The following is a 26,263-nucleotide window of genomic DNA, read 5'->3' as shown; positions in this document are numbered from 1 at the left end:
TGAACAAGGACGTTCGCTTATCTGATCCTGCCGAAAAACATGTTGTAACTCAAACAGATCAGATGTTAAAAATATTTTGCTATCAAGTTATCAAAATTAAACAACTTAACTTGTCACCCGCATCGCTCTGTTTTTAACATCGCCTATGGAAAAAAATGGTCTGTTCAGTCAGCGCATACGCTTGCGCCATTTGCATACATTTGTGGCCGTCGCTCAACAGGGAACACTGGGGCGTGCGGCTGAAACCCTTAACCTGAGCCAGCCCGCGCTCTCCAAAACCCTTAATGAACTGGAACAGCTGACCGGTGCCCGTCTTTTTGACCGCGGTCGGTTAGGGGCACAGCTTACTCTCGTGGGCGAACAGTTCCTGACGCACGCGGTGAAAGTCCTTGATGCGCTCAATACCGCAGGCCAGTCCCTGCACCGAAAAGAAGAGCAAACCCACGAGGTCGTACGCGTGGGTGCCCTGCCAACCGCCGCGCTGGGCATTCTCCCTCCGGTTATTGGCCAGTTCCACAAGCAACAGCGGCATACCACGCTTCAGGTTGCCACCATGAATAACACCATGTTGCTCGCCGGGTTGAAATCGGGCGAACTGGATCTCGGCATCGGTCGGATGTCCGACCCCGAACTGATGGTCGGTCTTAACTACGAATTGTTATTCCTGGAATCGCTGAAGCTGGTGGTACGTCCCGATCACCCTCTGCTGCAGGACACCGTCACCTTAAGCCGCGTCATGGAGTGGCCAGTAGTGGTTTGCCCGAAAGGGACCGTCCCGCGCCAGGCCGCCGAAACCTTGCTGCAGATGCAGGGGTGTACGCTCCCTTCAGGGTGCATCGAAACGCTCTCGGCCTCGCTGTCGCGCCAGCTCACGCTGGACTATGACTACGTCTGGTTCGTCCCCTCCGGGGCGGTGAAAGATGATTTGCGCCAGGGAACGTTGACCGCCCTGCCGATAACCTCCCCCGGCGCCGGTGAACCTATCGGCATTTTAACCCGGGTGGATACCCCGCTTTCCACCGGCGCGCAGACGCTGCTGAGCGCTATTCGTAAATCGATGCCGGTTTAATACCCCTCACCTAACCCTCTCCCTGAAGGGGCGAGGGAACAGTCCTGTGCGTTAATCAAATAATGCGAAATCATTCATTAACAATTGCGTAAAACAATTTAACAGTTTTATCATAGCCGTGAATTCACCAAATGGTTCACAAACGGTTTGATAAAAACGAATTCACCTGTACTAATCATCAATCCCACCGCATTTATTACCCAACTGGTACACACCCGACACGGCGGTGGGATCTAAAGGAGAGAGAAATGGCATTTGGCAGCGCGCCACGTGGAATACCGCGTATTCTGCAGTGGCTTCTTGCCGGACTGATGATGCTCATCGGTCTGGCCGTCGGCGGTCTGGGCTTTAAGCTCGCCACCGTGGGCGGAAGTGGTTACTTCCTGATGATGGGTGTGGCGATGGTGATCGCCGCAGTCCTGATTTTTCTTAACCGCAGCAGTGGGATCGTGCTTTACGCCATCGCATTTATCGCCTCGCTGTTCTGGGCGGTAAGCGATGCAGGCTGGGATTTCTGGCCGCTTTTCTCCCGCCTGTTTACCTTTGCGGTGCTGGCGTTCCTCTGCGCCGTCGTCTGGCCTTTCCTGCGTACAGCCAACCACCGCACGGCGAATAAAGCGCCTGCGTTTGGCGTTGCGGCGCTGCTCGCGGTAGCTATGCTGGTCAGCCTGGGCTGGATGTTCAAGCCGCAGACCCTCGTGGCGGCAAACGAGCCCGTTCCGGTTAAACCCGTCGCACCCGGTGAGCAGCAAAAAAACTGGGAGCACTGGGGCAACACCACGCACGGCGACCGCTTCGCCGCGCTGGACCAGATTAACAAGCAAAACGTCAACGACCTGAAGGTCGCCTGGGTTGCGCACACCGGCGATATTCCGCAAAGCAACGGCTCCGGCGCGGAAGATCAGAACACGCCATTGCAGGTTGGCGACACGCTCTATGTCTGTACCCCGTACAGTAAAGTGCTGGCCCTGGACGTGGACTCCGGCAAAGAAAAATGGCGCTACGATCCCAAAGCCACGGCGCCTAACTGGCAGCGCTGCCGCGGTCTGGGCTATTTTGAAGATCGTTCAAACGTGACAACGTCACAGACAGAGATACAGCCTGCGGCCTGCCCTCGCCGCCTGTTCCTGCCGACCACCGATGCCCGCCTGATTGCCATCAATGCGGATACCGGCAAGGTCTGTGAAGACTTTGGCGACCATGGCACCGTTGACCTGAGCGTCGGCATGGGCGAGATCAAGCCGGGCTATTATCAGCAGACCTCCACGCCGCTGGTTGCCGGGAATGTCGTCGTGGTCGGCGGTCGCGTCGCGGATAACTACTCCACCGGCGAACCGCCGGGCGTGGTGCGCGCGTATGACGTTCACACCGGTAAACTGGCCTGGGCGTGGGATCCGGGTAATCCGAACCTGACCGGCCTGCCGCCGGAAGGCCAGACCTACACCCGCGGTACGCCGAACGTCTGGTCTGCGATGTCCTACGACGCCAAACTGAACCTGATCTACCTGCCTACCGGCAACGCCACGCCAGACTTCTGGGCAGGTGAACGCACCGCGCTGGACGACAAGTACAGCTCGTCCATCGTCGCCGTCGACGCGGTCACCGGTCAGGTCCGCTGGCATTTCCAGACCACTCACCACGACCTGTGGGACTTTGACCTGCCTTCCCAGCCGCTGCTGTACGATCTGCCAGACGGTAAAGGCGGCACCACGCCGGTGCTGGTGCAGACCAGCAAGCAGGGCATGATTTTCATGCTTAACCGCGAAACCGGTAAGCCAGTGGCGAAGGTTGAGGAACGTCCTGTTCCGGCGGGCAACGTTGAAGGTGAACGCTACTCTCCGACCCAGCCGTACTCCGTTGGCATGCCAATGATTGGCAACCAGACGCTCACCGAGTCCGACATGTGGGGGGCGACGCCGGTCGACCTGCTGCTGTGCCGCATTCAGTTTAAGGAGATGCGTCATCAGGGCGTCTTCACCCCGCCTGGCCTCGACCGTTCCCTGCAGTTCCCCGGCTCTCTCGGCGGGATGAACTGGGGCAGCGTCTCCATTGACCCGAACAACAGCCTGATGTTCGTCAACGACATGCGCCTGGGTCTGGCAAACTACATGGTGCCGCGCGCTAACGTGGCGAAAAACGCAAGCGGCATTGAGATGGGGATTGTCCCGATGGACGGCACACCGTTCGGTGCGATGCGCGAGCGCTTCCTGTCACCGCTGGGCATTCCGTGCCAGAAACCGCCGTTTGGCACCATGTCGGCGGTTGACCTGAAATCCGGCAAGCTGGTGTGGCAGGTTCCTGTCGGCACGGTGGAAGATACCGGCCCGCTCGGCATTCGCATGCACATGCCCATCCCGATCGGGATGCCGACGCTGGGTGCATCGCTGTCAACGCAGTCCGGCCTGCTGTTCTTTGCCGGCACGCAAGATTTCTACCTGCGCGCGTTTGATAACGCCACCGGAAAAGAGATCTGGAAAGACCGCCTGCCGGTCGGCAGCCAGTCCGGCCCGATGACCTACGTGTCGCCAAAAACCGGTAAACAGTACATCATCATTAACGCCGGCGGTGCTCGTCAGTCGCCGGATCGCGGTGATTACGTTATCGCGTATGCGTTACCCGATAAGCAGTAACAGATAAAAAAAGGGACCGAAAGGTCCCTTTTTTGTAGGCCATACGTAGGTCGGGTAAGCAAAGCGCCACCCAACACTGCTGGCGACTCAGAACGTCTCCCAGTTATCCCCGGAAACCGCTGCTGCGGGGCGTAACGGCGCGCTCTTCGCCACCGGCGCAAACGTTGCCGCGCGGCCCGGCTTCGCGCCGCTCAGACGAAACGCGCCGACCGCCTCGGTCAGACGTGCGCCCTGTTCTTCCAGAGACGCCGCCGCGGCAGAGGCTTCTTCCACCAGCGAGGCATTCTGCTGGGTCACTTTATCCATCTCAGAAATCGCCTGACTGACCTGTACGATACCGCGGCTCTGCTCATCGGACGCGGCGGCGATCTCCAGCATGATGTCGGTTACGCGTTTCACCGCTTCGACAATTTCATTCATGGTATTACCGGCGGCAACCACTTCTCCGGAGCCCTGGTCAATCAGCGAAACCGATTCGTTGATCAGGCTTTCGATCTCTTTTGCGGCATTCGCACTGCGGCTTGCAAGCGTTCGGACTTCGCTTGCCACCACGGCAAAACCGCGCCCCTGCTCGCCCGCACGCGCGGCTTCTACCGCCGCGTTCAGCGCCAGGATATTGGTCTGGAACGCAATGCTGTTAATGACCGCGGTAATCTCGGAGATCTTCTTCGAACTGCTGGAAATATTGCCCATGGTTTTGACCACTCCGGAAACCATCTGACCGCCGCGGCTGGCTTTCCCGGAGGCATCTTCCGCCAGCTTGCTGGCATGGTGGGCGTTATCGGCGTTCTGTTTCACCGTCGCGGTCAGCTGTTCCATGCTGGCGGCGGTCTGCTCAATGGCCGCCGCCTGCTGCTCGGTACGGGAAGAGAGATCGGTATTGCCGGCTGAAATCTCGCTGGTGCCACGGTAGATCTCCTCCGCCCCCTGACGGACGGTGCCGACGGTGTTTTCAAGGGAGTGCTGCATGGTTTGCAGATCGCGCGTCAGACGGCCGATTTCGCTGCGTCCGGCCACGTCATCCGGCATTGTCAGGTCGCCTTTGGCGATATTTTCGATGCGTTTTGCGGCACGCTGCAGCGGGTTGATCACCGTGCGGCGCAGCACAACAAAGGTCATCGCCGTCAGCACCAGCGCCAGCGCAAACGCGCCGACCATAAACATCAGCCCCAATTGCGTGCGGCTGTGCGCCTGCGCCGTTAGCGCATTGGCGCGATCGGTACGGATCTTAATCGCCTTCAGCAACACGGCGTTGTAGGCGTCGTCCAGCGGACGCGCCGTTTCGTTTTCGTGGTTGATGATCGCCTCGAACATACCGTTTTTGGCAAATTTGACCATCGGCTGCAGGCCCGCGATATAGGCGTCGTAGCGCGCTTTCAGGTCAGTATCCAGCGCTTCGTCGGCAGAGGTGCGCACGGAACGGTTCATGTAGGCGGTAAAGCTATCCTGGGACTGCTTAATCCGCGTTTCCGCCTCGCGGATGTTCTGCTTCATGGCATCCATCTCTGCGATACGGCTGGCCGCACCGGCGTGGATCATGTTAATGCGCGCAGTTCGCAGGTGGTTTGAGCTGTTCGACAGCCCCATACGCACCTGAATTTCGGATGTAACATCCTGCTGATCGTTATCGGCCTGTAACAGGAAATACCCTGCCAGACCCGAGCTCAAGGCAAAAAGCAGAATAATGCCACCGAGAATGGAGGAAAACAGCGGAACCAGCCTGATGTGATGCAAGAAGCTCAGCTTGCGCTGCGCTGGCATCGAAGTAGTGTTGTCCATGACCGTCGACTCTCTTGTAGGTAAGATGCGTAAAAACACGCCTGTCAGATAGTCATCGGCACGGCAGAGATTTAGATTACGGCTAAAAACGCCGCACTGGTCACACTTTAGAGAAGAATATTAAAGCAACGCCAGCGGCGAAAAACCGCTGGCAGAAGAGTTACTTGTCGCCGAAATGAATCACGGTACGGATAGATTTTCCTTCGTGCATCAGATCGAACGCTTCGTTGATCTGCTCCAGCGGTAAACGGTGGGTAATGAACGGGTCGAGCTGGATCTTGCCGACCATGGCGTCTTCAACCATCCCCGGAAGCTGGGTACGGCCCTTCACGCCGCCAAAGGCGGAACCGCGCCACACGCGCCCGGTGACCAGCTGGAAGGGACGGGTTTTAATCTCCTGGCCTGCACCGGCCACGCCGATGATGATGCTCTCGCCCCAGCCTTTGTGGCAGCACTCAAGCGCGGAGCGCATGACGTTAACGTTGCCAATACATTCGAAGCTGAAGTCAACGCCGCCGTCGGTCATCTCGACGATGACGTCCTGAATCGGCTTGTCGTGATCTTTCGGGTTCACAAAATCAGTCGCACCCATTTCACCCGCCAGTTTGAATTTCTCCGGATTGGTGTCAACCGCGATGATGCGACCGGCTTTCGCCTGAACCGCGCCCTGAATCACCGCCAGACCGATGCCGCCAAGCCCGAATACCGCCACGGTGTCGCCCTCTTTCACTTTTGCCGTGTTATGCACCGCGCCAATGCCGGTGGTGACACCGCAGCCCAGCAGGCAGACTTTATCCAGCGGCGCCTGCGGATTGACCTTCGCCAGCGAGATCTCCGCGCAAACGGTGTATTCGCTGAAGGTGCTGGTGCCCATGTAGTGATAGACAGGTTCGCCGTTGTACGAGAAGCGGGTGGTACCGTCCGGCATCAGCCCTTTCCCCTGGGTGGCGCGAACCGCCTGGCAGAGATTGGTTTTACCGGATTTACAGAACTTACACTCGCCGCATTCCGCCGTGTACAGAGGGATCACGTGATCGCCTGGTTTCAGGCTGGTCACGCCCTCGCCCACTTCCACCACAATCCCGCCCCCTTCATGGCCGAGCACCGCCGGGAAGACGCCTTCCGGATCGTCACCGGACAGCGTAAACGCATCGGTGTGGCATACGCCGGTATGGGTGATTTTGATCAGCACTTCGCCTTTTTTGGGCGGCGCGACGTCGATTTCAACGATTTTGAGCGGCTGGCCGGGTCCAAATGCAACTGCAGCGCGAGATTTCATATTGTCTTCCCTTATTGTGGGGTGTGTGGGTTTATTTTAGATAAGCGCGCAGCAAATGGCCGACTTCCGCCATGCGTACGGCTCGCTGATCCGGCGTGGTTTCCCCCGTCACCAGCTCATCTTTAAGGTGAATTTCGACCATTTCGCCCATCAGGCCATTGGCAGCCCCGCGCACGGCGGCAATTTGCTGCAGAATGGCCAGACAGGGGTCGCCCGACTCCAGCGCGCGTTCAAGGGCCTCAACCTGGCCCTGAATGCGACGGACGCGGGTAAGAATACGTTTTTTATCTTCGGGTGAATGCGGCATACGCCCTCCTGATACTATAGGGGGGTATGGTATTTTAGTTATCTGATGATGTAAACCTGTCTTTATGGGTGGCAATAACAACAGCACATCGTCGGCAACACATCAGTCGCACAGATAAATCAAACAAAGGCATAACAAATTGAAATATATGATCTTTTAATAACATTAATTGCCTAAGCGAATTGATACTCTCGTTGTTTACTGACGTTTTCATACTTCAGACAAAGAGATATGTGGAGTGGCCCGGGATATCGCTCCGCACGCCCTCCTTACAAAATTTACAGGAAAAGCTGATGCGTAACGTTCTCTTGATGTGCCTGTTTCTTACGGGATGTTCAACACAAATGGATGCGCCGGAAAAACGTACTCATGACTTTTACCAGTTTTACCTCACTGCTTTCGTTACAGACAGCAAAGAAGATAATCTCGATTCACCAAAAATGCGTGACTATATTGCGCATGACACGCTCTCCCGACTGCAGAAAATTTCCTCTCTCTACGAACAAGAAATTATCGGTTCTGATTATTTTACCTATACGCAGGACTATGCGGCGGAGTGGATCCCTGACCTAAGCGTAAGCAATGCGATAAACTCGGTGTCCGGAAAAGTTGTTAACGTCGACCTGGGTACAGGTAATGGGCAAAAACAGCGGTTAAACGTGTATCTGCGTAATGAAGACGGTAAATGGAAAATTTATCGCGTCACCGATGCGAGCCATCATTTCGAACAGTATATTTTTGACGACAGGGCGATTGCTGCCGCACAACGATATACGGCCAGTATAACTTCTCCATAATTAGCAAGATTAACAGTCTCCACGCCTGGAATATTGCGATACCCCCTTGCTTGCCGGGTGGCGCTGCGCTTGCCTGGCCTACTCTCCCCTGCAAGCCTGCGCCAGCGTTTGCAGTTCTTCCTTAAGCCAGCGTGTCGCGCCCCGCTGACCGCTGCGTTTATGGGAGTAAATTTTCACCTCAAATCTTCGTATTGAGAACGGTAAGTCAAAAATTTTAATATCCACTGCCGCCATCAGCTTCTCGGCCGCATACCGTGGAATGGCCATCAGCAGATCGCTTTCCGCCACGATAAATGGCGCGCTGAGCATCGACGGCGTTTTGATCGCAATGTGTCGGGTATAGCCTAACTGCTCGAGCCGCACATCCAGAACGCCCTGTTTCTCATTCCATGGCGTGACCACCAGATGTCGGGCCGCGAGATAATCCTCCAGCGTCAGCCGCGTTCGGCTCGCGCTGCTGATGACCACATACTCATCTTCAAACCAGCCGATCTCTTCCAGTTCCGGATGTCGGGTATCCTCCGGCGTACTAAATCCCAGCGCCAGATCCACCTCGCCCGCCAGCAGTTCCGTCAGCGCCGGGCTGTGCGGCAGGTAGCGCAATTCAAAACGTAATCCCGGGGCAGACAGCTGCAGGGTGTGCATCAGGGCCGGGAAAATGCACAGCGCGGTAAAATCGGTAATCGCAATCTGTAAGGTCTCAGTACTACTGGCCGGGTCAAACGGCGGCTGCGGCGTTAACTCGTGGTTGAGGAACGATAAGGCGGAAGCAATGGAAGGTGCGAGTTGAGAGGCATACACGCTGGGGGACATGCGGTGCCCTTCGCGAAAAAAGAGCGGATCGTTCAGGGTCGTACGTAAACGCGACAGCGCATGGCTGAGTGCGGACGTGCTCATCGCCAGCTCGTCAGCGGCCAGCCGAACAGAGCGGTGGCGATATATCGCATCAAAAACAGGCAGCAGGTTTAAATCAAGACGTCTCAGGGCCGGATGCATAATATTCATCATTGGTTGATTTCATTGCACTTAATTCTTCGGACAATACTCCGTATGCTTAACGCCATCAATCAACACACAGCCAAAAAAGCAGGAAAAACCATGAATATCACCCTTCGCCAGGCCCGTCCCGACGATGCAGCGGCCATTTACGCCATGATCTATGAACTGGCAGTGTATGAGAAAGCGCCGGAAGCCGTCGTCACCACCCCGGATGAGATCCGGGAAACACTCTTTGGCGAAGGCAGTAAAACCGAAGCGTTGATCGTTGAGTGTGAAGGACAAGTTGCTGGCTATGCCGTGTTCTTCACCAGCTATTCAACCTGGCTTGGCCGCAACGGGATTTATATGGAAGATCTGTATATTTCCCCGGCGTATCGCGGCCTGGGTGCGGGAAAAGCACTGCTGAAACATATCGCGCAACTCGCCGTACAACGGCAGTGCGGTCGCCTTGAATGGAGCGTGCTGGACTGGAACCAGCCCGCCATCAACTTTTACCTGAGCATTGGGGCACTGCCGCAGTCTGAGTGGGTGCGTTATCGTCTGGATGGCGAAGCCCTACTGAAATTTGCCGAATAGCGGCGTCGCGTGTTGTGTCGTTTCAGGCACAGAGATATCCGAAAACAGCCGCATTGCGGGCCGAATTTAGCCCTGCGGGCCTCACATCTGTTAAGAGAGGCTATCCTTTACCTGTTAACAAAAGGAGGCACAATGTCTGATTTCGGTACTGATAAAAACACCCAGTTTGCTGAAGACAAAGCAAAAAATAAGCTTGATGAACTGACAGGTTCAGCGCAGCAGCAGTTTGGTGAGTTCGTGGATTCACCAAAACATCAGGTAAAAGGTGCCGCTAAAAAGTATGCCGCACAGGCCAGCGATGCCGTCTCCGATGTCACTGAAGCTGTCAGAAATAACCCCCTCACCGGCCTTATCGCCGCGGGAGCGGTGGGTATTGTTCTCGGCCTGTTGCTGGGTCGCAAATAATCAAAGGCCCTTCGGGGCTTTTTTTTCGCCCTCTGCCTGTCGCTCCCCCTTTCTCCTGTTTGCTCCCGACATCGTTCTTCCCTCTGCGTCAAAATGCTGTATTATGCAAACTATTGCGACATTTTGCAGGATTGCAGCCCATGCACAAAACCGCTCGTCAACGCTACGTCCTCGATCTCCTCAGTGAGCAAGGCCAGGCCAGCATCACCGAACTGGCAGAGAAGCTGCAGGTATCAGCCGACACCATCCGTCGGGATTTGACCGACCTGGAAAACCAGGGCCTGGCGCAGAAAAACCACGGCGGGGCCATCGCCCTGAATCTCTCCGCCATGAATCGTCAGGGCCGCAACACGCTGCTGCCGGAAACCAAACAGCGCCTGGGTAAACAGGTCGCACAGCAGGTTCCCCCGGGTTCCACCTTGTTTCTGGATGCCGGAAGCACGGTGATGGCGGTCGCCACCTTCCTTCAGGGGCCGCTGACCGTCATTACCACGTCGCTTGATATCGCCCAGCATTTTAGCGAGCGGGAAGACATTGAACTGATCCTGCTCGGCGGGAAATGGGACCCAAAACAACGCCTGTTCGCCGGAAGTGCAACGTTGTCGCTGCTGTCCCGGTATCGGGCAGATATCGCCATTCTCGGCGCATGCGCCATTCATGCCGAACTCGGCCTGAGTGCCGGTAAAGAAGCGGATGCCGAGGTTAAACGCGCGATGCTTGCCGCGAGTCATGCCCACTGGATTGTCGCCGACCATCTGAAAGTCAACCGCTGTGAACCGTATCTGGTTTCGGGGCTATCCGGCATTCAACAACTCTTTTTAGATCGTCCCTGGCCTGAGCTTGGGGACCCTGGCGCATTGCAGGTAACGGTGTGCGCGTAATAACGTGGAGAAGGTCATGAGTACAGTTCAAACAATCAACATTGCGCTGATCGGGTATGGATTCGTCGGTAAAACGTTCCATGCTCCGCTGATCCAGTCTGTGGACGGCATCAGGCTGGCCGTGGTCTCTTCCCGGGATGAAGAGAAGGTGAAACGCGATCTGCCTGACGTGCAGGTGGTGGCCACGCCGGAAGAGGCGATTCAGCACCCGGACGTCGATCTGGTGGTGATCGCCTCCCCAAATGCCACGCATGCCCCGCTGGCAACCCTGGCCCTGAATTCAGGGAAACATGTGGTCGTCGATAAGCCCTTCACGCTTGATATGCAGGAAGCCCGGGATCTTATCGCCCTGGCGGATGAAAAGCAGCTACTGCTCTCCGTCTTCCACAACCGCCGCTGGGACAGCGATTTCCTCGGCATTAAGCAGATTATTGAGCAAGGCACGCTCGGCAAGGTTAAACATCTGGAGTCGCACATCGACCGCTTCCGCCCGGAAGTGCGCGTGCGCTGGCGTGAGCAGAATGTCCCAGGGAGCGGTCTGTGGTTTGACCTGGGTCCGCACCTGATCGACCAGACGCTGCAGCTCTTTGGCCTGCCGCAGACGGTGCAGGGGAATATTGCGACACTGCGCGACGGCGCAGAAGTTAACGACTGGGCGCACGTGGTCCTGAACTACCCGGAGCATAAGGTCATTCTGCACGCCAGCATGCTGGTGGCTGGCGGAACAGCACGTTTTACCGTCCACGGGGACAAGGGCAGCGTGGTGAAAGCCCGCATCGACCAGCAGGAGGCGCAACTGCTGTCTGGCGTCATTCCAGGCAGTGAAGCCTGGGGGGAAGATAGCGACAGCATGGTGTTCTATGGGGCTGATGGCGCGCCGCAGACCATTACCACGCCGAAAGGCGATCAGCGCCAGTATTACATCAACGTGCGCGATGCCCTGCTCGGGAAGATCGCCAACCCGGTGCATCCGGTTGAGGCGTTAGCGGTGATGGCGGTGCTGGAAGCGGCAGTGAAATCGTCGGAGACGGGGTCAACGCAGCCGCTGGCGTTAACGGCTGAAGAGCGTGCTCTGCTGGGTTAAAAACAAGCCGGGTGGCGGCTACGATGCAAATGTAGGCCGGGTAAGCGCAGCGCCACCCGGCATGCGTTAAAGGCTACTGACGCTTTTTCGGCATCATGCGAAGAAGCGTATTGTCCTTCCAGAAGTAGTGATGCATCAACGCTGCGGCGGCATGCAGGCCAATCACAAAATAGCCCAGATTTGCCAGCGTCTCGTGCCACTCTTTCAGCGTATCAACCAGGTCAAAATTGGACTCCGCCGCGTGCGGCATCGTCATACCAAAAGCAAACCAGTCGCTCCCCCGGTTGTACATCATCACAATGCCAATCAGCGGCAGCGCAATAAACAGCAGATACACCACCAGATGCCCCAGATGGGAAAGGCCCGTCACCATCGCTTTTGGTTTCGGTTGAATCGGTGGCGCACGGAATTTCAGACGCACCAGCAGACGTGTCACCATCAGCACCAGGATACTGATACCGCATGACACGTGGATCATATTGATCGCCGGGCGTGCAGTTCGCGGGAAGAAGCCTTTGAACTCCATCGCGCAGTAGGCGACGATGATTAACAGAAACACCAGCCAGTGAATCGCAATCTGCAGGCTTGTATATTTAGTACGCATGGGATTTCCTGAAAAAAAACAGTCACCGCGCCAACATAATCTCCTTTCCTTAAAAATTCATTAACTTTACTGTATGGTTTTTCAAATACTTCCTCGCGCATGAAGCATCTTCAATTGCCGCCCTGCCCGTCATGGTCTAAGCCTGGATGAGTTCAAACTGTCGCACCGACACGTTTACAGGAGAACACCATGAGTAAAATTGGCATTAACGGATTCGGGCGCATCGGACGTCTCGTCCTTCGTCGCCTGCTTGAAACCCAGGACAGCAACACCGTCGTCGCCATCAACGATCTTACCTCGCCCAAAGTGCTGGCCTATCTGCTCAGGCATGACTCTAACTACGGCGGTTTCCCGTGGAGTGTGGATTTCACCGAAGACGCGCTGATTGTGGATGGCAAAACGATCGCAGTGTACGCCGAAAAAGAGGCCCGACATATCCCCTGGAAAGCCGCCGGGGTGGATATCGTCGTCGAATGCACCGGTTTTTATACCTCTGAAGAGAAATCCCGGGCGCATCTGGATGCGGGTGCCCAAAAGGTGCTGATCTCCGCCCCTGCGGGCGAGATGAAAACCATTGTCTTTAACGTGAACGACGATACCCTCGACGCCAGTGATACCATTATCTCCGTCGCCTCCTGCACCACCAACTGCCTCGCCCCGCTGGCAAAAGCCCTGCACGACGCCTTTGAAATTAAAGTCGGTACCATGACCACCATTCACGCCTATACCGGTACGCAGGCGCTGGTGGATGGCCCGCGCGGGAAAGATCTGCGCGCCTCGCGCGCCGCGGCAGAGAACATCATTCCGCACACGACAGGGGCCGCGAAAGCCATTGGCCTGGTGATCCCGGCCCTCAGCGGTAAACTCAAAGGCCACGCCCAGCGCGTGCCGGTCAAAACCGGTTCGGTAACCGAGCTGGTCGCTGTTCTGGGGAAAAAAGTGACGGTTGAGGAGATCAACGCCGCGCTAAAAAAAGCGACCCAGGGCAACAAATCCTTTGGCTATACCGATGAAGAGATTGTGTCGTCGGATGTGATCGGCTCGCATTACGGTTCGGTATTTGACGCCACGCAGACGGAGGTCAGTGAGGCTGGCGATCTGCAGCTGGTGAAAGCGGTCGCCTGGTATGACAACGAATATGGTTTTGTCACCCAGCTGGTGCGTACGCTGGACAAGTTTGCTGCACTGTAACCGGAAACCTGCCCGTTTGCAGTAAAGGTGATGCAAACGGGCAGTGATTTACAGCAGGGCGCGGCTCGCGAGCGCCTCTGTCAGAATCGCATCGTTACGTAAGATTTGCCATGCGGTTTCCACCTGCGCGGGTATCGTCACATGGGCGATAAAATCACGCCCGGCCGGTCCGTAACCGTTAACATCGTCGCGCAGACGCGGCAGTTCACCCAGTACCAGTGACAAATAGCGTTCAACCGGCCACAGCCCTTCCCCTCTCCCGCTGAAGACCAGTCCATCGTTGCTGTTACGTAACACGGGTGTCAATCCGGGATGGCTTATCCATTCTGGTGCGGCAGGTTCATCCCGGCATACACGGGCAAACGTTGCCATTGTGCGCCGCTGCATGGTGGGGTCCTGCACCACCAGCACGCGTTCAGGAGCAAGATGAAGATGTTTCATCAACGCCCGGCTAAACCGTGCGTTCTCACCACAGTTGGTTGACTGCTCTTCCACAAAAATGCGCTCTGCCGGAATATGCCAGAACTGACGGGCGATATCGGCCAGAATGGCCGCCTCCGCACGGCCTGCCGTGGGGACGATGTGATAGTGCGGGTGTCTGGCAACAGCGGCATAGAGGAAGGAGGTGGAATGTCCTATTCCCCCGCTAATCATCAAAGGCACACCCTGCTCGGCCGCCAGGCGACAGGCGGCATCAATGGCAGGAATGACAGCATTACCCGCCAGAATGACCAAATCAACGGGCTGCCCCGGCTGCAGGTCATCCTGTGCCAGCCAGTGTCCTACGGTGTTAATGGCACTTAGCGTGTCAGCGGGCACGCAGGGGAAAAAAGTCGGTATCATCATCATCTCCTTACAGCATCTGCGGTTAGCGTACCGCACTTAGCGCCGCAAAACAGGCTTTCATGGCTAAAGTTCGTCTGGTCAGGCCGCTCTTTTTCCTTAAACTTCTTATTCAACATTTGATTAACATGCGTAAATCATATTCACTTGAATTATGATTTAAGGCAGACGTAGAATCGCGAGCCCGTTAATTTTTCAATTTTTTCAAAGGTAAACAACGTTATGCGCCTGCCCGAACGCGACCCTTATGCTCCTCGCGAGTGGCAGCCACACGAGAAACCGGCACTGCTGGGGTCACCCTCCACGCCAAACCACAGTACGCCCAAACGGGTTGCCTACGGCGTCGTTGGCCTGCTGGTCTGCCTGACGGGTGCCCTGGGCAATGCGGTGGTCACCGCCAACCTGCAAAATCTGCAGGGTACCTTCGGCGCCTGGTCTACTGAAATCGCCTGGTTACCGGCGGTCTATGTGATGACCAACATTTCCATTAACCTGCTGCTGGTGAAGTTCCGCCAGCAGTACGGTTTGCGCGCCTTTACGGAAGGTTTTCTGGTGCTGTATGTGCTGGTCACCTTTTTCCACCTCTTTGTTAACGATCTCAGCTCGGCGCTGATGGTCCGCGCCGCGCACGGCATGGTGGCCGCCGCGCTCAGCTCGCTGGGGATTTACTACCAGATCCAGGCCTGGCCGGCGAAACATCGCCTGAAAGCGCTGACTATCGGCATCACCGGATCGTCACTCGCCATCCCTCTCGCCCGCCTGTTTTCGACCGAGCTGCTGCAGCTGGACGAGTGGCGCGGGCTCTATTTCTTCGAACTGGGGCTGGCGCTGATCTCCCTCGCCTGCGTGATAGCCTTAAAACTGCCTCCGGGTGACCGACGAAAAGTTTTTGAGAAAAAAGACTTTATCACCTTCTTTTTAATGGCCCCTGGAATGGCCCTGCTCTGCGCCGTACTCTCTTTAGGCCGTCTTGACTGGTGGTTCGAGGCGCCGTGGATCGGCTGGTCGCTGGCGCTATCGCTGGTGCTCATTGTGGCGGCCATCGTCTTTGAGCATAACCGCAGCAACCCGCTGCTCAACACCCGCTGGCTGTCGAGCGGCAGCATCGTTCGTCTTGGGCTCATCATGCTGCTGATCCGTATCGTGCTGGCCGAGCAAAATACCGGCGTCATCGGCTGGCTGCAGTACGTGGGCTTACAGAACGAGCAGATGACGCATCTGGCGTGGTCCATTTTCGCCGGTATCGTCTGCGGGATCGTCACCAGCTGTCTCACCATCAAGCCGACGAAACTGGCGTGGCCGATAATCACCTCGCTGGCGCTGATGATTGTTGCCTCGCTGCTGGACAGCCAGTCCAACAATCTGACCCGACCGGATCAGCTGATGCTGAGCCAGTTCCTGCTGGGCTTTGGCAGCGCCTTCTTCCTGGCTCCGGCGATGCTGGCCGCGATCGGCGGTGTGATCGCCGACCCGCGCAACCTGGTCAGCTTCTCGGTCATGTTTGGCATGAGCCAGAACCTCGGTGGTCTGCTGGGCTCCGCTATTCTCGGTACCTTCCAGACCTGGCGCGAGAAGTACCACTCCAGCCTGCTGGCGGACCAGCTCACCACGCTCAACCCGCTGGTCAACGAGCGGATCCAGCTTTATACCCAGATGTACAAAAGCCTGATTGGCGACAGCGCGCTGCTGGGCACCCAGGCGATCACGCAGCTGCAAACGGTCACCAGCCTGGAAGCGAATATTCTGGCTTATAACGATACTTATCTTCTGACCGCCAGTATCGCTGCCGCCACGCTGGTCTGGATTTTATGGCGCTTGCTGCGCCTGCGCATCACTGCCCGTATGGCGCTCAAGAACGCCACCGGCAACAAATAATTGAAATATTTCTGGAGAGTTTATGAGTCAGCAGGATGCCGCCAAAGAGCAGGCCAACACCCGCAAAAATGTGCGCATTGTTTCCGTTTTCACTGCCGCCGCCATCGGTATCGTCGGCGTGCTGGTGATCCTTTACGCGTGGCAGCTTCCGCCATTCACCCGCCATGCCCAGTTTACCGACAACGCTTACGTGCGCGGCCAGACGACGTTTATCAGCCCGCAGGTGAACGGTTATATCACTGAGGTGCACGTTCAGGACTTTGTCCAGGTCAAAAAAGGCGACCTGCTGCTGCAGATTGATGACCGTATTTATCGTCAGCGGGTGCATCAGGCCGAGGCCCAGCTGGCGATGAAAATTGCCGCCCTGAATAACAATCTGCAGCAGCGTAAAAGCGCTGAGGCCGTCATCGCCAAAAATGACGCCGCGCTGAAAAATGCCCGCGCCCAGAGCCTGAAAACCCAGGCGGATTTAAAGCGGGTGAAAGAGCTGACGGCTGACGGTTCGCTTTCCATTCGTGAACGCGACGCGGCGTTGGCCAGCGCCGCCCAGGGCAGCGCGGATATCGACCAGGCGAAAGCCGCGCTTGAGATGTCGCGTCAGGATCTACAGACGGTGATTGTGAACCGCGGTGCGCTGGAAGCGGATGTTGAAAATGCCAAAGCGGCGCTGGAGCTGGCGCAGATCGATCTGCAAAACACGCGTATTGTGGCCCCGCGCGACGGCCAGCTTGGTCAGATCGCCGTGCGTCTCGGTGCCTACGTGACTGCCGGGACCCACCTCACCACCCTGGTGCCGCCGCAGCACTGGGTCATCGCCAATATTAAAGAGACCCAGCTCGCGGAGCTGCGCGTCGGCCAGCCGGTGAAATTCACCGTCGATGCCCTCAATAACAAAGCCTATCAGGGTCGCGTGGAGAGCATCTCTCCGGCAACCGGCGTAGAATTCAGCGCCATCACGCCGGATAACGCCACCGGGAACTTTGTCAAAATTGCCCAGCGTATTCCGGTGCGCATTGAGGTGCTCGGTAAGCCAGAAGATTCCGCGCGGCTGCGTCCGGGCATGTCGGTACAGGTGACCATTGATACGCGGGAGGCGAAGTAATGATCCTTCGCCCGATAGCCGCGCTGGTGGTGGCGGTCATGCTGGCCGGATGCCAGTCCGTTGATGTCAAACCGGCTCAGCCGACGCTGCACATCCCCACGCAATGGCGCACTGTCTCCGGCCCTGCCAGCCCGACGGAGCAGCTCTGGTGGCGCAATTTTCATGATAACCACCTGAACCGCTATGTGGACCAGGCGCTTGGGCATAACAGCGATGTCCTGATCGCCCGCGAACGGATAAACGAATATCAGGCGCGGGTCTATGCTGCCGACGGCAGCCTGTTTCCCTCGCTCGATGCCGGCATAACCGGGACACGCGCCCGTTCGCAGTCCGCCGCGACCGGGCTGCCGGTTTACGGCACGCTGTACAGAGGGAGCCTGACGGCGAGCTATGACGTGGATATCTGGGGCGTCAACCGCAGCACGTCTCGTGCTGCCGAAGCCTCGCTGGAGGCGCAAAAAGCCGCCGCTGGCGCCGCGGATTTAACCGTCGCGTCGTCCGTGGCATCCGGGTATGTCACCCTGCTCGCCCTTGACGAACAGCTGCGGGTAACCGAGTCCACGCTGAAATCACGCGAAGAGGCATTTAACCTCGCGAAGCGTCAGTTTGAGACGGGCTACAGCTCACGCCTGGAGCTGATGCAATCGGATTCCGAACTCCGTTCAACCCGGGCGCAGGTTCCGGTGCTGCAGCATCAGATTGCACAGCAGGAGAATGCCCTGAGCCTGCTGCTGGGAAGTAACCCGGGCGACGTGGCGCGCAGCGAAAGCTTTGCGGCGCTGACACCGCTGAAATTGCCATCACAGCTTCCATCTGCGCTGCTGAACCGCCGCCCGGATATCGTCCAGGCCGAACGACAGCTGGTGGCAGCGGATGCCTCGCTTGCCGCGTCGCGCGCCAGCCTGCTGCCGTCGTTCAATCTCACCGCAAGCGGATCGATACAGGATCGCACGCTTTCCGGCCTGCTGGATAACCCGCTGCAGCTCTGGAGCGCAGGGGGAAGTATTCTCGCCCCGCTCCTGAACCGCCAGGCGCTGAATGCGCAGGTGGATATTTCTCAGTCCCAGCGTAACCAGGCGCTGTACGCCTATGAGAAAACCGTGCGAAACGCGTTTGCCGAAGTGAACAACAGCCTTGATGCCATTACGCGCTATCAGGAACAGCTGACGGAGCTGCTTGCCCAGCAAGATGTCGCCCGGGAGACCCTGCGCATTGCGCAGAACCGCTATCGCAACGGCTATTCATCTTATCTCGACGTGCTGGATGCGCAGCGCACGCTGTTCTCGGTCCAGACCAGCGTTGTGCAGGTGAAAAATAACCTGCTGCTGGCGCAGATTGATTTGTACAGAGCGCTGGGCGGCGGCTGGGTCAGTGCCTGAAGACATGCCCGGTGGCGCTGCGCTTACCGGGCCTGGATTTCGTCCCGTAGGCCGGGTAAGGCGCAGCCGTCACCCGGCGATTACCCGCAAGGAGTCAATGTATGCAACAACAGTGGTCTGCAGTCGATAATTTCATGATTTCGTCGCTTATTCCTGAAGATGACATCCTTAATCAGGTCCTGGAAAATAACAAACGCGCCGGACTCCCCGAACATGATGTAGCGGCCAATCAGGGTCAACTGCTGGCGCTGTTCGTGCGCATGACGCAGGCGCGGCGTGTTCTGGAGATCGGTACACTGGGGGCTTACAGCTCCATCTGGATGGCACGCGCGCTGCCGCCGGACGGAAAGCTGATTACGCTTGAGGCCGATCCTACGCATGCCGACGTTGCGCGCCAGAATATCAACCTCGCGGGGCTAAACGAACGCATTGAATTGATTGAAGGCCCGGCCCTGAACTCTCTTGAAAAGTTCGGTGACATTCCGCCGTTCGACCTGATCTTTATTGATGCCGATAAGCCAAACAATCCCGGCTATCTGGAATGGGCGCTGCACTACTCCCGTCCGGGTACGTTGATCATCGGCGATAACGTGGTGCGCGAGGGCGAAGTGATTAACGGGCAAAGCGACGACGCGCGGGTGCAGGGCGTGCGTCGGTTTATCGAGATGACTGGAGATAACCCGCGCTTAACCGCCACCGCACTGCAAACGGTGGGGGTTAAGGGGTGGGATGGGTTTACGCTGGCGATTGTGAACGGGTGAGGCCTGTGCGGCCCGATGCCCTCACCCCAGCCCTCTCCCACAGGGAGAGGGAGAAAACCGGGTTTTAAGCGGAAATCTGCTCCATCGCCTGCAGAATACGCTTATCCGAAATCGGATACGGCGTACCGAGTTGCTGGGCAAAGAAGCTGACTCGCAGCTCCTCAATCATCCAGCGGATCCCCTGAACGTCTTCATCGTCGCGGCGCGCAGGAGGCAGTTTGTTCAGCCACTGCTGCCACGCCTGCTGGACGCTCTCCACTTTCAGCATCTGGGCGCGGTCGCGATGCGGGTCGATGGCCATTTTCTCCAGACGTTTTTCAATCGCCTGCAGATAACGCAGCGTATCGCCGAGACGGTTAAAGCCGTTGCCGGTAACAAACCCGCGATACACCAGCCCCGCCATCTGCGCCTTCACGTCCGACAGCCCCAGCGCCATGGTCATATCCACGCGCCCTTTCAGGCGCTTGTTGATGTTGAACACGGTGGTGAGGATCTGCTCCACCTGCTTCGCAATGTCCACCACGGTGTCGTTCAGCTCCGCACGCACCTTTTCATGAAGCTGGGCAAAGCCCTCTTCCGTCCAGACCGGGCCGCCCGCCTCGTGGATAAGTTTGTCCACACCGCAGGAGATGCAGTCGTCAATCAGATCCAGAACTTTACCGTACGGGTTAAAGTACAGCCCCAGCTTGGCTTTGTTCGGCAGCTTCTCGTGCAGGTACTTGATCGGCGACGGGATGTTCAGCAGAAGCAGGCGACGCAGCCCGCGCCACATCATCTGCTGCTGTTCCTGCGGGTTATCAAAAAGCTTGATCGCCACGCTGTCGCGCTCGTCCACCAGCGCCGGCCAGGCCTTCACTTTGTAGTTACCGCGCTTCTGCTCGTAGCTTTCCGGAAGCTGACCAAAGCTCCAGATATGCAGCCCGCTCTGCTCAATGCCGTCATCCGCCACCGCAGAGAGCGTCTCCTGAACTTTGCCTTTCAGCGCCTCTTTCAGCTCGCCGAGCGAACGCCCTTCCATCAGCTTTTTGTTCTTGTCATCCACCACGCGGAAGCTGATTTTCAGGTGATCGGGCACCTGATCCCAGTTCCAGTCTTCGCGGTCAATGGTGGTCCCGGTCATGCGGCGGAACTCACGCTCCAGCGCATCCAGCAGCGGCAACTCCAGCGGCGTAACACGGCCTAAAAATGCTTCCGCGTAGTTTGGCGCAGGCACAAAATTGCGGCGCACCGGTTTCGGCAGGGATTTGATCAGCGCAATCACCAGCTCGCGACGCAGGCCAGGGATCTGCCATTCAAACCCGCTCTCATCCACCTGGTTTAACAGCGGCAGCGGAATGTGGACGGTCACGCCGTCCGCGTCTGCCCCCGGCTCAAACTGATAGGTAAGACGCAGCTTGAGGTTGCCCTGGTGCCAGAAGTTCGGGTAGTCGAGTTTGCTGACCGACTCCGCCCCCTCTTTAATCAGCATGCTCTTTTCGAAGTTGAGCAGGTCCGGCGTCTCTTTGCTGGCCTTCTTCCACCAGCTGTCGAAGTGGCGGGCGGAGATGACGTCGTGGCTGATGCGCTGGTCGTAAAACTCGAACAGCGCTTCATCATCCACCAGAATGTCGCGGCGGCGGGATTTATGCTCCAGCTCTTCCACTTCGGCGCGCAGTTTGAGGTTTTCACGGAAGAACGCGTGACGCGTCTGCCAGTCGCCCTCCACCAGCGCATGGCGGATAAACAGCTCGCGGCACAGCGCCGGATCGATCTGGCTATAGTTGACCTTACGCGCGGCCACCACCGGCAGACCGTAAACGGTCACTTTCTCGGTCGCCATCACCGCCCCCTGCGCGCGCTCCCAGTGCGGTTCACTGTACGAACGTTTCAGCAGGTGCTGCGCCACTGGCTCAACCCATTCTGGATCGATACGTGCGGCAATGCGTCCCCACAGGCGGCTGGTCTCCACCAGCTCCGCGACCATGGTCCACTTCGGCGGCTTCTTGAACAGGCCGGAACCCGGGAAGATGGCGAAACGGGCGTTACGCGCGCCGGTATACTCCTGCTTCTCGGCGTCTTTCATCCCAATGTGGGACAGCAGGCCGGTCAGCAGCGCGATATGGATTTCGCGGTACTCCGCCGGTTCGCTGTTGACCGGGATGCCCAGCTCTTTCACCACCTGGCGAAGCTGGGTGTAGATATCCTGCCACTCGCGCACGCGCAGGTAGTTGAGGAAATCCACGCGACACTGGCGACGGAACTGGTTCGAGGAGAGCGCTTTCTGCTGCTCGCCGAGATAGTTCCACAGGTTCACAAAGGCGAGGAAATCGGATTCTTTATCGTGGAAGCGGCGGTGTTTTTCGTCAGAGGCCTGCTGTTTGTCCATCGGACGCTCGCGCGGATCCTGAATGGAGAGCACCGAGGTAATGATCATCGCCTCGCGCACGCAGCCGTGTTTCTGCGCTTCCAGCACCATACGCGCCAGGCGCGGGTCGACCGGCAGCTGGCTGAGCTGGCGGCCCAGCGGCGTCAGCTTGTAGACCGTCGCCTGCTCGTCGGTGGTGATCGCCCCGAGCTCTTCCAGCAGACGTACGCCGTCCTGAATGTTGCGTTTGTCCGGCGCTTCGACGAACGGAAACGCCGCGATATCACCCAGCCCCAGGGCGGTCATCTGCAGGATAACGGACGCCAGGTTGGTGCGCAGAATTTCCGGGTCGGTAAACTCCGGGCGCGACAGGAAATCGTCTTCGGAATAGAGGCGAATACAGATCCCTTCCGACACACGCCCGCAGCGGCCTTTACGCTGATTGGCGGAGGCCTGGGAGACGGGCTCAATCGGCAGGCGCTGGACTTTGGTGCGGTAGCTGTAGCGGCTGATGCGCGCCGTCCCCGGATCGATAACGTATTTAATCCCCGGCACGGTGAGCGAGGTTTCCGCCACGTTGGTTGCCAGGACGATGCGGCGTCCGCTGTGCGGCTGGAATACGCGATTCTGTTCGCTGTTCGACAGACGCGCGTATAGCGGCAGGATCTCCGTGTGGCGCAGGTCGCGTTTGCTGAGGGCGTCAGCGGTATCGCGGATTTCGCGCTCACCGCTCATGAAGATCAGGATATCCCCCGCGCTTTCGTTACCCAGCTCGTCAACGGCATCAAAAATGGCCTGCAGCTGATCGCGCTCAGTATCATCCGCCTCTTCAACAATCGGGCGATAGCGCACCTCCACGGGATACGTGCGTCCTGACACCTCGATAATCGGCGCGTTGTTGAAATGCTTCGAGAAGCGTTCCGGGTCGATGGTTGCGGAGGTGATGATGACTTTCAGATCCGGGCGACGCGGCAGCAGCTCTTTCAGGTAACCGAGCAGGAAGTCGATGTTCAGGCTGCGCTCGTGCGCTTCATCGATGATGATGGTGTCGTACTGCATCAGCAGGCGATCCTGCTGAATTTCCGCCAGCAGAATACCGTCGGTCATCAGCTTGACCATGGTGTTATCGCTGACATGATCGCTGAAGCGCACCTTGTAGCCGATGCAGCCGCCCGGCTCCGTCTGCAGCTCTTCGGCAATACGATTCGCGACGGTACGCGCCGCCAGACGACGCGGCTGGGTGTGGCCAATCAGACCTTTTATCCCGCGGCCAAGCTCCATACAGATTTTCGGCAGCTGGGTGGTTTTTCCCGAACCGGTTTCGCCTGCGACAATCACCACCTGGTGGTCGCGCACGGCCTCAAGAATGTCCTGTTTCTTCTGGCTGACGGGCAGGTTTTCCGGGTAGGTAATCGCCGGACGCGCGGCTTCGCGCAGCACAACTTTCCCTGCCGCCTGTTCAATCTCTTTCGCCATCTCCTGGTAAATGGCCTGTTGTGCATCAGGATTTTTAACCTTCTTCACGCCGTGCAGACGCCTGGCGAAGCGCTGTTTGTCGCGCAGCGTCAGAGAATCGAGCTGTTGCAGGAGCATCGGGAAGGTGAATTTTTGTTGTTCTGTCATAGCGTTAAAGGGCAGTACACGCCCTGATAAACTCTCTTTTTAATGATGGCTATAGAGTACCACATTGACGTCTTTCGCGCCTTATTCAAAAAATTCGAACATAGACTTCGATATATTGCGCTATCTCTGTGGCAGGATTGTGAATAGAGTGTCAACAAGCAACGGGGCAACCCCCTTCAATCAAATGCAACAACAGGAATCACCCATGAGCAAAGTATTAGTTTTGAAATCCAGTATTCTGGCAGGGTACTCTCAGTCTGGTCAGCTGTCTGATTACTTCGTTGAACAGTGGCGTGAACAGCATTCCGCTGACGAAATCACCGTGCGTGACCTGGCTGCAAACCCGATTCCTGTGCTGGATGGCGAGCTGGTTGGCGCGCTGCGTCCGAGCGATGCGCCGCTGAGCCCACGTCAGCAGGAAGCACTGGCCCTGTCCGACGAGCTGATTGCTGAGCTGCAGGCGCACGACGTTATCGTGATCAACGCCCCAATGTACAACTTCAACATCCCGACCCAGTTGAAGAACTATTTCGACCTGGTGGCTCGCGCTGGCGTAACCTTCCGTTACACCGAAAATGGCCCTGAAGGTCTGGTGAAAGGTAAACGCGCTATCGTGCTGACCAGCCGTGGCGGTATCCACAAAGATACCCCAACCGACCTGGTAGCGCCGTACATGAGCCTGTTCCTGGGCTTCATCGGCATCACTGACGTGAACTTCGTGTTCGCTGAAGGTATCGCTTACGGTCCTGAAGTGGCGACCAAAGCACAGACCGACGCGAAAGCCGCAATCGACAGCCTGGTTGCCGCCTAAGATTTCCCCCTCTCACCGCCCGGTGGGAGGGTTTTTCTTTTCCCCCGCATTTCGTTATCATCCGCTCCCACTCTCCAGCCCGGCGGCCTGATGTCTGCGATTATTGATTCTTTTATTGCCCCACCGTGTCACGACGACATTGCGATCCTCTGGCAGGATGAACATCTGCTGCTGATCAATAAGCCTTCCGGTCTGCTCAGCCTCTCGGGCAAAAATCCGCAAAACCGCGATTCTGTGCACTATCGTCTGGTTCAGACCTTTCCCGGCTGCACGCTGGTGCATCGTCTGGATTTCGGCACATCCGGGCTGATGGTGGTTGCGCGCAATAAGGCCATTAACGCTGCGCTCTGCCAGCAGTTTAGCCAGCGCAGCGTGGAGAAAGGTTACAGCGCCCTGCTTTGCGGACATCTGGAAAACGATGAGGGAGTCATAGACGCGCCCATTGCCAAAGACCCGGCGCTGTTCCCGTTAATGTCGATCTGCGCTACAACCGGAAAACCGGCACGCTCCCGTTACCGGGTGGTGGAACGTTTTTATCAGGAGACGGGCGTACCGTTAACACGGGTAACGCTGACCCCGGAGACCGGGCGCACCCATCAGTTGCGTATTCACTGCCAGCAACTGGGGCACCCAATTCTGGGGTGCGATCTGTATGGCGGGCTTGACGTGCCGGGCACCGAAACGGTACCGCGGCTAATGCTGCATGCAAGCGTTCTGAATTTTATTCATCCCGTGAGCGGTGAGCCGGTTAACGCCCGTCACGCCGCCCCGTTCTGACGGTGATTTACCACATCAAATCGTCCGGGATTTTGAAGTCCGCGTACGGATCGTCTTCGTCCTGCTCGTCCTGACTGAGCGCGCTGTTTAACACAATGCTGTCGGCGTCGCGCTGGGCAATTTTATCGGCCACCACCGCCGGGATAATCGCGTATTCACAGTCGCCGCTGGCGTTGATGACCAGGCGGGCAATCGCCAGACGGCCGTTGATCAACTGAGTCTGCGTCTGCTTATCGACTTCGAGCTTTTTGATCACATTCCCGTCGGTAAAGTTAAAGGTGATATTGCCTTTCGCCACGGTGATGCGGTTCATCTCAATCAGTTGCTTCACCTGTACTTTGAACTCTTTCGCCAGCACGGCCTGCTTCTGCTGCTCGCTCAGCAGCTTGTCACGCTCGATCTGCGCTTTCTTATTCTCTTCGACCGCTTCCCGGGCCTCACGCGCCTGAACGCGTGATTTCTTGGCCGTGCGCTGCACTTTCGCCGCTTTCTTGCTGCTGACTAAGCCTGCTTTCAGCATCTGCTCTTGTAAGGTGAGTTTTGTCATGATTATTTCTAAACCGGTTGGAAATTTTGGGGATTATAACGTCATTACGCGCGTGCCGAAACATAAGTAAAACATAGGACAAGTCACCCTAACTGTCTGATAATTTAACGGCTGTAAACAATCCGCAATGGAACCATCCCATGATAACGATTAACAACGCTGACCTGCATGCCTGTGAATCCCTGCGTTTGATTGAAAATTTGTCATCAGAACTGGCAACGATCACCGGGGATAGCGGTACGCGTCATTTTGCAGTTGACTCAATGAAGGGTGAACGCGCTGTGTGGGTTATCGCCAGAAATGCAACAGGTGATGCCGTAGGATGTGCGGCATTGCGCCCGCTTACCGAACAGGTTGCCGAGCTAAAGCGCATGTATTCAGACAGAAGCGAACCCGGAATTGGTCAGGCTTTACTGGCTTTCCTTGAAGCCTCTGCGCAACGTTTAGGCTACGGTGAAATCTGGCTTGAAACCCGGAAAGTGAACAGGCGTGCTGTGAACTTCTATGAGCGCAATGGCTACCGTGCGATCGACAACTATGGCCCCTACATCGGCAGGCAAGAAGCCATCTGTTTCGCTAAAAAAATCATGATGACCTGAC

23 protein-coding genes and 1 pseudogene are annotated in these 26,263 nt (G+C 57.1%); 16 read left to right on the top strand and 8 right to left on the bottom strand.

Annotated elements, in window-relative coordinates; genetic code table 11:
- Positions 1-145: 145 nt before the first annotated feature.
- Both C1N69_RS10780 and C1N69_RS10775 read left to right on the top strand, forming a co-directional pair.
- On the top strand, positions 146-1,069 hold the full coding sequence (locus C1N69_RS10780; protein ID WP_025756376.1) for a LysR substrate-binding domain-containing protein: 924 nt from the start codon (positions 146-148) through the stop codon (positions 1,067-1,069).
- 248 nt (positions 1,070-1,317) lie between these two features.
- Positions 1,318-3,699, top strand: coding sequence for a glucose/quinate/shikimate family membrane-bound PQQ-dependent dehydrogenase (locus C1N69_RS10775; protein WP_155031153.1), 2,382 nt, complete (start codon positions 1,318-1,320; stop codon positions 3,697-3,699).
- 87 nt (positions 3,700-3,786) lie between these two features.
- Here C1N69_RS10775 and C1N69_RS10770 read toward each other — a convergent pair whose 3' ends face one another.
- The 3 genes from C1N69_RS10770 to C1N69_RS10760 form a co-directional block, all read right to left on the bottom strand.
- Positions 3,787-5,478, bottom strand: coding sequence for a methyl-accepting chemotaxis protein (locus C1N69_RS10770; RefSeq protein WP_155031152.1), 1,692 nt, complete (start codon positions 5,476-5,478; stop codon positions 3,787-3,789).
- Positions 5,479-5,638: 160 nt separating this feature from the next.
- A complete protein-coding gene (locus C1N69_RS10765) occupies positions 5,639-6,757 on the bottom strand; it encodes an S-(hydroxymethyl)glutathione dehydrogenase/class III alcohol dehydrogenase (protein ID WP_025759945.1) in 1,119 nt (372 codons plus the stop codon).
- A gap of 31 nt (positions 6,758-6,788) precedes the next feature.
- Positions 6,789-7,064, bottom strand: a complete 276-nt coding sequence (locus tag C1N69_RS10760) for a metal/formaldehyde-sensitive transcriptional repressor (protein ID WP_155031151.1) — start codon at positions 7,062-7,064, stop codon at positions 6,789-6,791.
- Positions 7,065-7,271: 207 nt separating this feature from the next.
- On the opposite strand from C1N69_RS10760, the pseudogene C1N69_RS23095 reads away from it, so the two are divergent.
- Positions 7,272-7,358 (top strand): annotated as a pseudogene (locus C1N69_RS23095) (hypothetical protein); the annotation flags it as partial.
- Positions 7,358-7,861, top strand: a complete 504-nt coding sequence (locus C1N69_RS10755) for a YqhG/Tai3 family protein (RefSeq protein ID WP_047958541.1) — start codon at positions 7,358-7,360, stop codon at positions 7,859-7,861. The pseudogene C1N69_RS23095 and the gene C1N69_RS10755, both read left to right, overlap by 1 nt.
- 78 nt (positions 7,862-7,939) lie before the next feature.
- On the opposite strand, the gene C1N69_RS10750 is transcribed toward C1N69_RS10755, so the two are convergent.
- Entirely contained in the window at positions 7,940-8,869 is a 930-nt protein-coding gene (locus C1N69_RS10750; RefSeq protein WP_155031150.1) for a LysR family transcriptional regulator, read from the bottom strand.
- Positions 8,870-8,959: 90 nt separating this feature from the next.
- Between C1N69_RS10750 and C1N69_RS10745 the strand changes: the two genes are divergently transcribed.
- From C1N69_RS10745 to C1N69_RS10730, 4 genes are all read left to right on the top strand, one after another.
- Positions 8,960-9,436 (top strand): GNAT family N-acetyltransferase, encoded by a 477-nt coding sequence (locus C1N69_RS10745; RefSeq protein ID WP_155031149.1) that lies wholly within the window; start codon positions 8,960-8,962, stop codon positions 9,434-9,436.
- 132 nt (positions 9,437-9,568) lie between these two features.
- Positions 9,569-9,841, top strand: coding sequence for an ElaB/YgaM/YqjD family protein (locus tag C1N69_RS10740; protein WP_025759954.1), 273 nt, complete (start codon positions 9,569-9,571; stop codon positions 9,839-9,841).
- Positions 9,842-9,981: 140 nt separating this feature from the next.
- Positions 9,982-10,722, top strand: coding sequence for a DeoR/GlpR family DNA-binding transcription regulator (locus C1N69_RS10735; protein WP_025759955.1), 741 nt, complete (start codon positions 9,982-9,984; stop codon positions 10,720-10,722).
- A gap of 16 nt (positions 10,723-10,738) precedes the next feature.
- Positions 10,739-11,806, top strand: coding sequence for an oxidoreductase (locus C1N69_RS10730; RefSeq protein WP_155031148.1), 1,068 nt, complete (start codon positions 10,739-10,741; stop codon positions 11,804-11,806).
- Between the two features lie 73 nt (positions 11,807-11,879).
- Here C1N69_RS10730 and cybB read toward each other — a convergent pair whose 3' ends face one another.
- On the bottom strand, positions 11,880-12,410 hold the full coding sequence (cybB, locus tag C1N69_RS10725; protein WP_059386590.1) for a cytochrome b561: 531 nt from the start codon (positions 12,408-12,410) through the stop codon (positions 11,880-11,882).
- A gap of 189 nt (positions 12,411-12,599) precedes the next feature.
- Between cybB and gap the strand changes: the two genes are divergently transcribed.
- Complete coding sequence (gap, locus tag C1N69_RS10720) at positions 12,600-13,601, top strand: type I glyceraldehyde-3-phosphate dehydrogenase (RefSeq protein WP_094917432.1); 1,002 nt, start codon at positions 12,600-12,602, stop codon at positions 13,599-13,601.
- A 48-nt stretch (positions 13,602-13,649) separates the two neighbouring features.
- Here gap and C1N69_RS10715 read toward each other — a convergent pair whose 3' ends face one another.
- Entirely contained in the window at positions 13,650-14,444 is a 795-nt protein-coding gene (locus C1N69_RS10715) for a YdcF family protein (RefSeq protein WP_155031921.1), read from the bottom strand.
- A 222-nt stretch (positions 14,445-14,666) separates the two neighbouring features.
- Between C1N69_RS10715 and C1N69_RS10710 the strand changes: the two genes are divergently transcribed.
- From C1N69_RS10710 to C1N69_RS10695, 4 genes are all read left to right on the top strand, one after another.
- Positions 14,667-16,319: an MFS transporter gene (locus C1N69_RS10710; RefSeq protein ID WP_059386593.1), complete on the top strand. Its 1,653-nt coding sequence runs from the start codon at positions 14,667-14,669 to the stop codon at positions 16,317-16,319.
- A gap of 22 nt (positions 16,320-16,341) precedes the next feature.
- Positions 16,342-17,421 carry an HlyD family secretion protein gene (locus C1N69_RS10705; protein WP_155031147.1) on the top strand — a complete coding sequence of 360 codons (1,080 nt, stop codon included), beginning with the start codon at positions 16,342-16,344 and terminating at the stop codon, positions 17,419-17,421.
- On the top strand, positions 17,421-18,800 hold the full coding sequence (locus tag C1N69_RS10700) for an efflux transporter outer membrane subunit (RefSeq protein ID WP_155031146.1): 1,380 nt from the start codon (positions 17,421-17,423) through the stop codon (positions 18,798-18,800). Before C1N69_RS10705 ends, C1N69_RS10700 begins: the two co-directional genes overlap by 1 nt.
- A 101-nt stretch (positions 18,801-18,901) precedes the next feature.
- Entirely contained in the window at positions 18,902-19,561 is a 660-nt protein-coding gene (locus C1N69_RS10695; protein WP_059386596.1) for an O-methyltransferase, read from the top strand.
- A 64-nt stretch (positions 19,562-19,625) separates the two neighbouring features.
- On the opposite strand, the gene hrpA is transcribed toward C1N69_RS10695, so the two are convergent.
- On the bottom strand, positions 19,626-23,528 hold the full coding sequence (hrpA, locus tag C1N69_RS10690) for an ATP-dependent RNA helicase HrpA (protein ID WP_155031145.1): 3,903 nt from the start codon (positions 23,526-23,528) through the stop codon (positions 19,626-19,628).
- Positions 23,529-23,733: 205 nt separating this feature from the next.
- On the opposite strand from hrpA, the gene azoR reads away from it, so the two are divergent.
- Together azoR and C1N69_RS10680 are read left to right on the top strand one after the other, a co-directional pair.
- The gene (gene azoR / locus C1N69_RS10685) at positions 23,734-24,339 is read left to right on the top strand and encodes an FMN-dependent NADH-azoreductase (protein ID WP_025757907.1); all 606 of its coding nucleotides are present in this window, start codon (positions 23,734-23,736) and stop codon (positions 24,337-24,339) included.
- A 90-nt stretch (positions 24,340-24,429) separates the two neighbouring features.
- Positions 24,430-25,116, top strand: a complete 687-nt coding sequence (locus tag C1N69_RS10680; protein ID WP_155031144.1) for an RluA family pseudouridine synthase — start codon at positions 24,430-24,432, stop codon at positions 25,114-25,116.
- Between the two features lie 7 nt (positions 25,117-25,123).
- Here the strand turns inward: C1N69_RS10680 and C1N69_RS10675 are convergent, their stop codons facing one another.
- Positions 25,124-25,663, bottom strand: a complete 540-nt coding sequence (locus C1N69_RS10675) for a DUF2058 domain-containing protein (RefSeq protein WP_155031143.1) — start codon at positions 25,661-25,663, stop codon at positions 25,124-25,126.
- A gap of 140 nt (positions 25,664-25,803) precedes the next feature.
- On the opposite strand from C1N69_RS10675, the gene C1N69_RS10670 reads away from it, so the two are divergent.
- Positions 25,804-26,262, top strand: a complete 459-nt coding sequence (locus C1N69_RS10670) for a GNAT family N-acetyltransferase (RefSeq protein ID WP_155031142.1) — start codon at positions 25,804-25,806, stop codon at positions 26,260-26,262.
- The last annotated feature ends 1 nt before the right edge of the window (position 26,263 follow it).

The sequence above is a fragment of the Enterobacter sichuanensis genome, assembly GCF_009036245.1.
GTDB lineage: Bacteria > Pseudomonadota > Gammaproteobacteria > Enterobacterales > Enterobacteriaceae > Enterobacter > Enterobacter sichuanensis.
Note: the sequence above shows the minus strand (reverse complement) of the source record. Positions and strands in the feature narration are given on the sequence as shown.

What these genes read in the sequence shown, in the direction of transcription:
- C1N69_RS10745 (WP_155031149.1), top strand. Translation starts at nt 8,960, where the DNA reads ATGAATATCACCCTTCGCCAGGCCCGTCCCGACGATGCAGCGGCCATT.
- C1N69_RS10710 (WP_059386593.1), top strand. Translation starts at nt 14,667, where the DNA reads ATGCGCCTGCCCGAACGCGACCCTTATGCTCCTCGCGAGTGGCAGCCA.
- C1N69_RS10695 (WP_059386596.1), top strand. Translation starts at nt 18,902, where the DNA reads ATGCAACAACAGTGGTCTGCAGTCGATAATTTCATGATTTCGTCGCTT.
- C1N69_RS10775 (WP_155031153.1), top strand. Translation starts at nt 1,318, where the DNA reads ATGGCATTTGGCAGCGCGCCACGTGGAATACCGCGTATTCTGCAGTGG.
- C1N69_RS10770 (WP_155031152.1), bottom strand. Translation starts at nt 5,478, where the DNA reads ATGGACAACACTACTTCGATGCCAGCGCAGCGCAAGCTGAGCTTCTTG.
- azoR (WP_025757907.1), top strand. Translation starts at nt 23,734, where the DNA reads ATGAGCAAAGTATTAGTTTTGAAATCCAGTATTCTGGCAGGGTACTCT.
- C1N69_RS10735 (WP_025759955.1), top strand. Translation starts at nt 9,982, where the DNA reads ATGCACAAAACCGCTCGTCAACGCTACGTCCTCGATCTCCTCAGTGAG.
- C1N69_RS10740 (WP_025759954.1), top strand. Translation starts at nt 9,569, where the DNA reads ATGTCTGATTTCGGTACTGATAAAAACACCCAGTTTGCTGAAGACAAA.
- C1N69_RS10755 (WP_047958541.1), top strand. Translation starts at nt 7,358, where the DNA reads ATGCGTAACGTTCTCTTGATGTGCCTGTTTCTTACGGGATGTTCAACA.
- C1N69_RS10675 (WP_155031143.1), bottom strand. Translation starts at nt 25,663, where the DNA reads ATGACAAAACTCACCTTACAAGAGCAGATGCTGAAAGCAGGCTTAGTC.
- C1N69_RS10750 (WP_155031150.1), bottom strand. Translation starts at nt 8,869, where the DNA reads ATGATGAATATTATGCATCCGGCCCTGAGACGTCTTGATTTAAACCTG.
- C1N69_RS10765 (WP_025759945.1), bottom strand. Translation starts at nt 6,757, where the DNA reads ATGAAATCTCGCGCTGCAGTTGCATTTGGACCCGGCCAGCCGCTCAAA.
- C1N69_RS10680 (WP_155031144.1), top strand. Translation starts at nt 24,430, where the DNA reads ATGTCTGCGATTATTGATTCTTTTATTGCCCCACCGTGTCACGACGAC.
- C1N69_RS10780 (WP_025756376.1), top strand. Translation starts at nt 146, where the DNA reads ATGGAAAAAAATGGTCTGTTCAGTCAGCGCATACGCTTGCGCCATTTG.
- C1N69_RS10670 (WP_155031142.1), top strand. Translation starts at nt 25,804, where the DNA reads ATGATAACGATTAACAACGCTGACCTGCATGCCTGTGAATCCCTGCGT.
- C1N69_RS10705 (WP_155031147.1), top strand. Translation starts at nt 16,342, where the DNA reads ATGAGTCAGCAGGATGCCGCCAAAGAGCAGGCCAACACCCGCAAAAAT.
- C1N69_RS10730 (WP_155031148.1), top strand. Translation starts at nt 10,739, where the DNA reads ATGAGTACAGTTCAAACAATCAACATTGCGCTGATCGGGTATGGATTC.
- hrpA (WP_155031145.1), bottom strand. Translation starts at nt 23,528, where the DNA reads ATGACAGAACAACAAAAATTCACCTTCCCGATGCTCCTGCAACAGCTC.
- C1N69_RS10700 (WP_155031146.1), top strand. Translation starts at nt 17,421, where the DNA reads ATGATCCTTCGCCCGATAGCCGCGCTGGTGGTGGCGGTCATGCTGGCC.
- cybB (WP_059386590.1), bottom strand. Translation starts at nt 12,410, where the DNA reads ATGCGTACTAAATATACAAGCCTGCAGATTGCGATTCACTGGCTGGTG.
- C1N69_RS10760 (WP_155031151.1), bottom strand. Translation starts at nt 7,064, where the DNA reads ATGCCGCATTCACCCGAAGATAAAAAACGTATTCTTACCCGCGTCCGT.
- gap (WP_094917432.1), top strand. Translation starts at nt 12,600, where the DNA reads ATGAGTAAAATTGGCATTAACGGATTCGGGCGCATCGGACGTCTCGTC.
- C1N69_RS10715 (WP_155031921.1), bottom strand. Translation starts at nt 14,444, where the DNA reads ATGATACCGACTTTTTTCCCCTGCGTGCCCGCTGACACGCTAAGTGCC.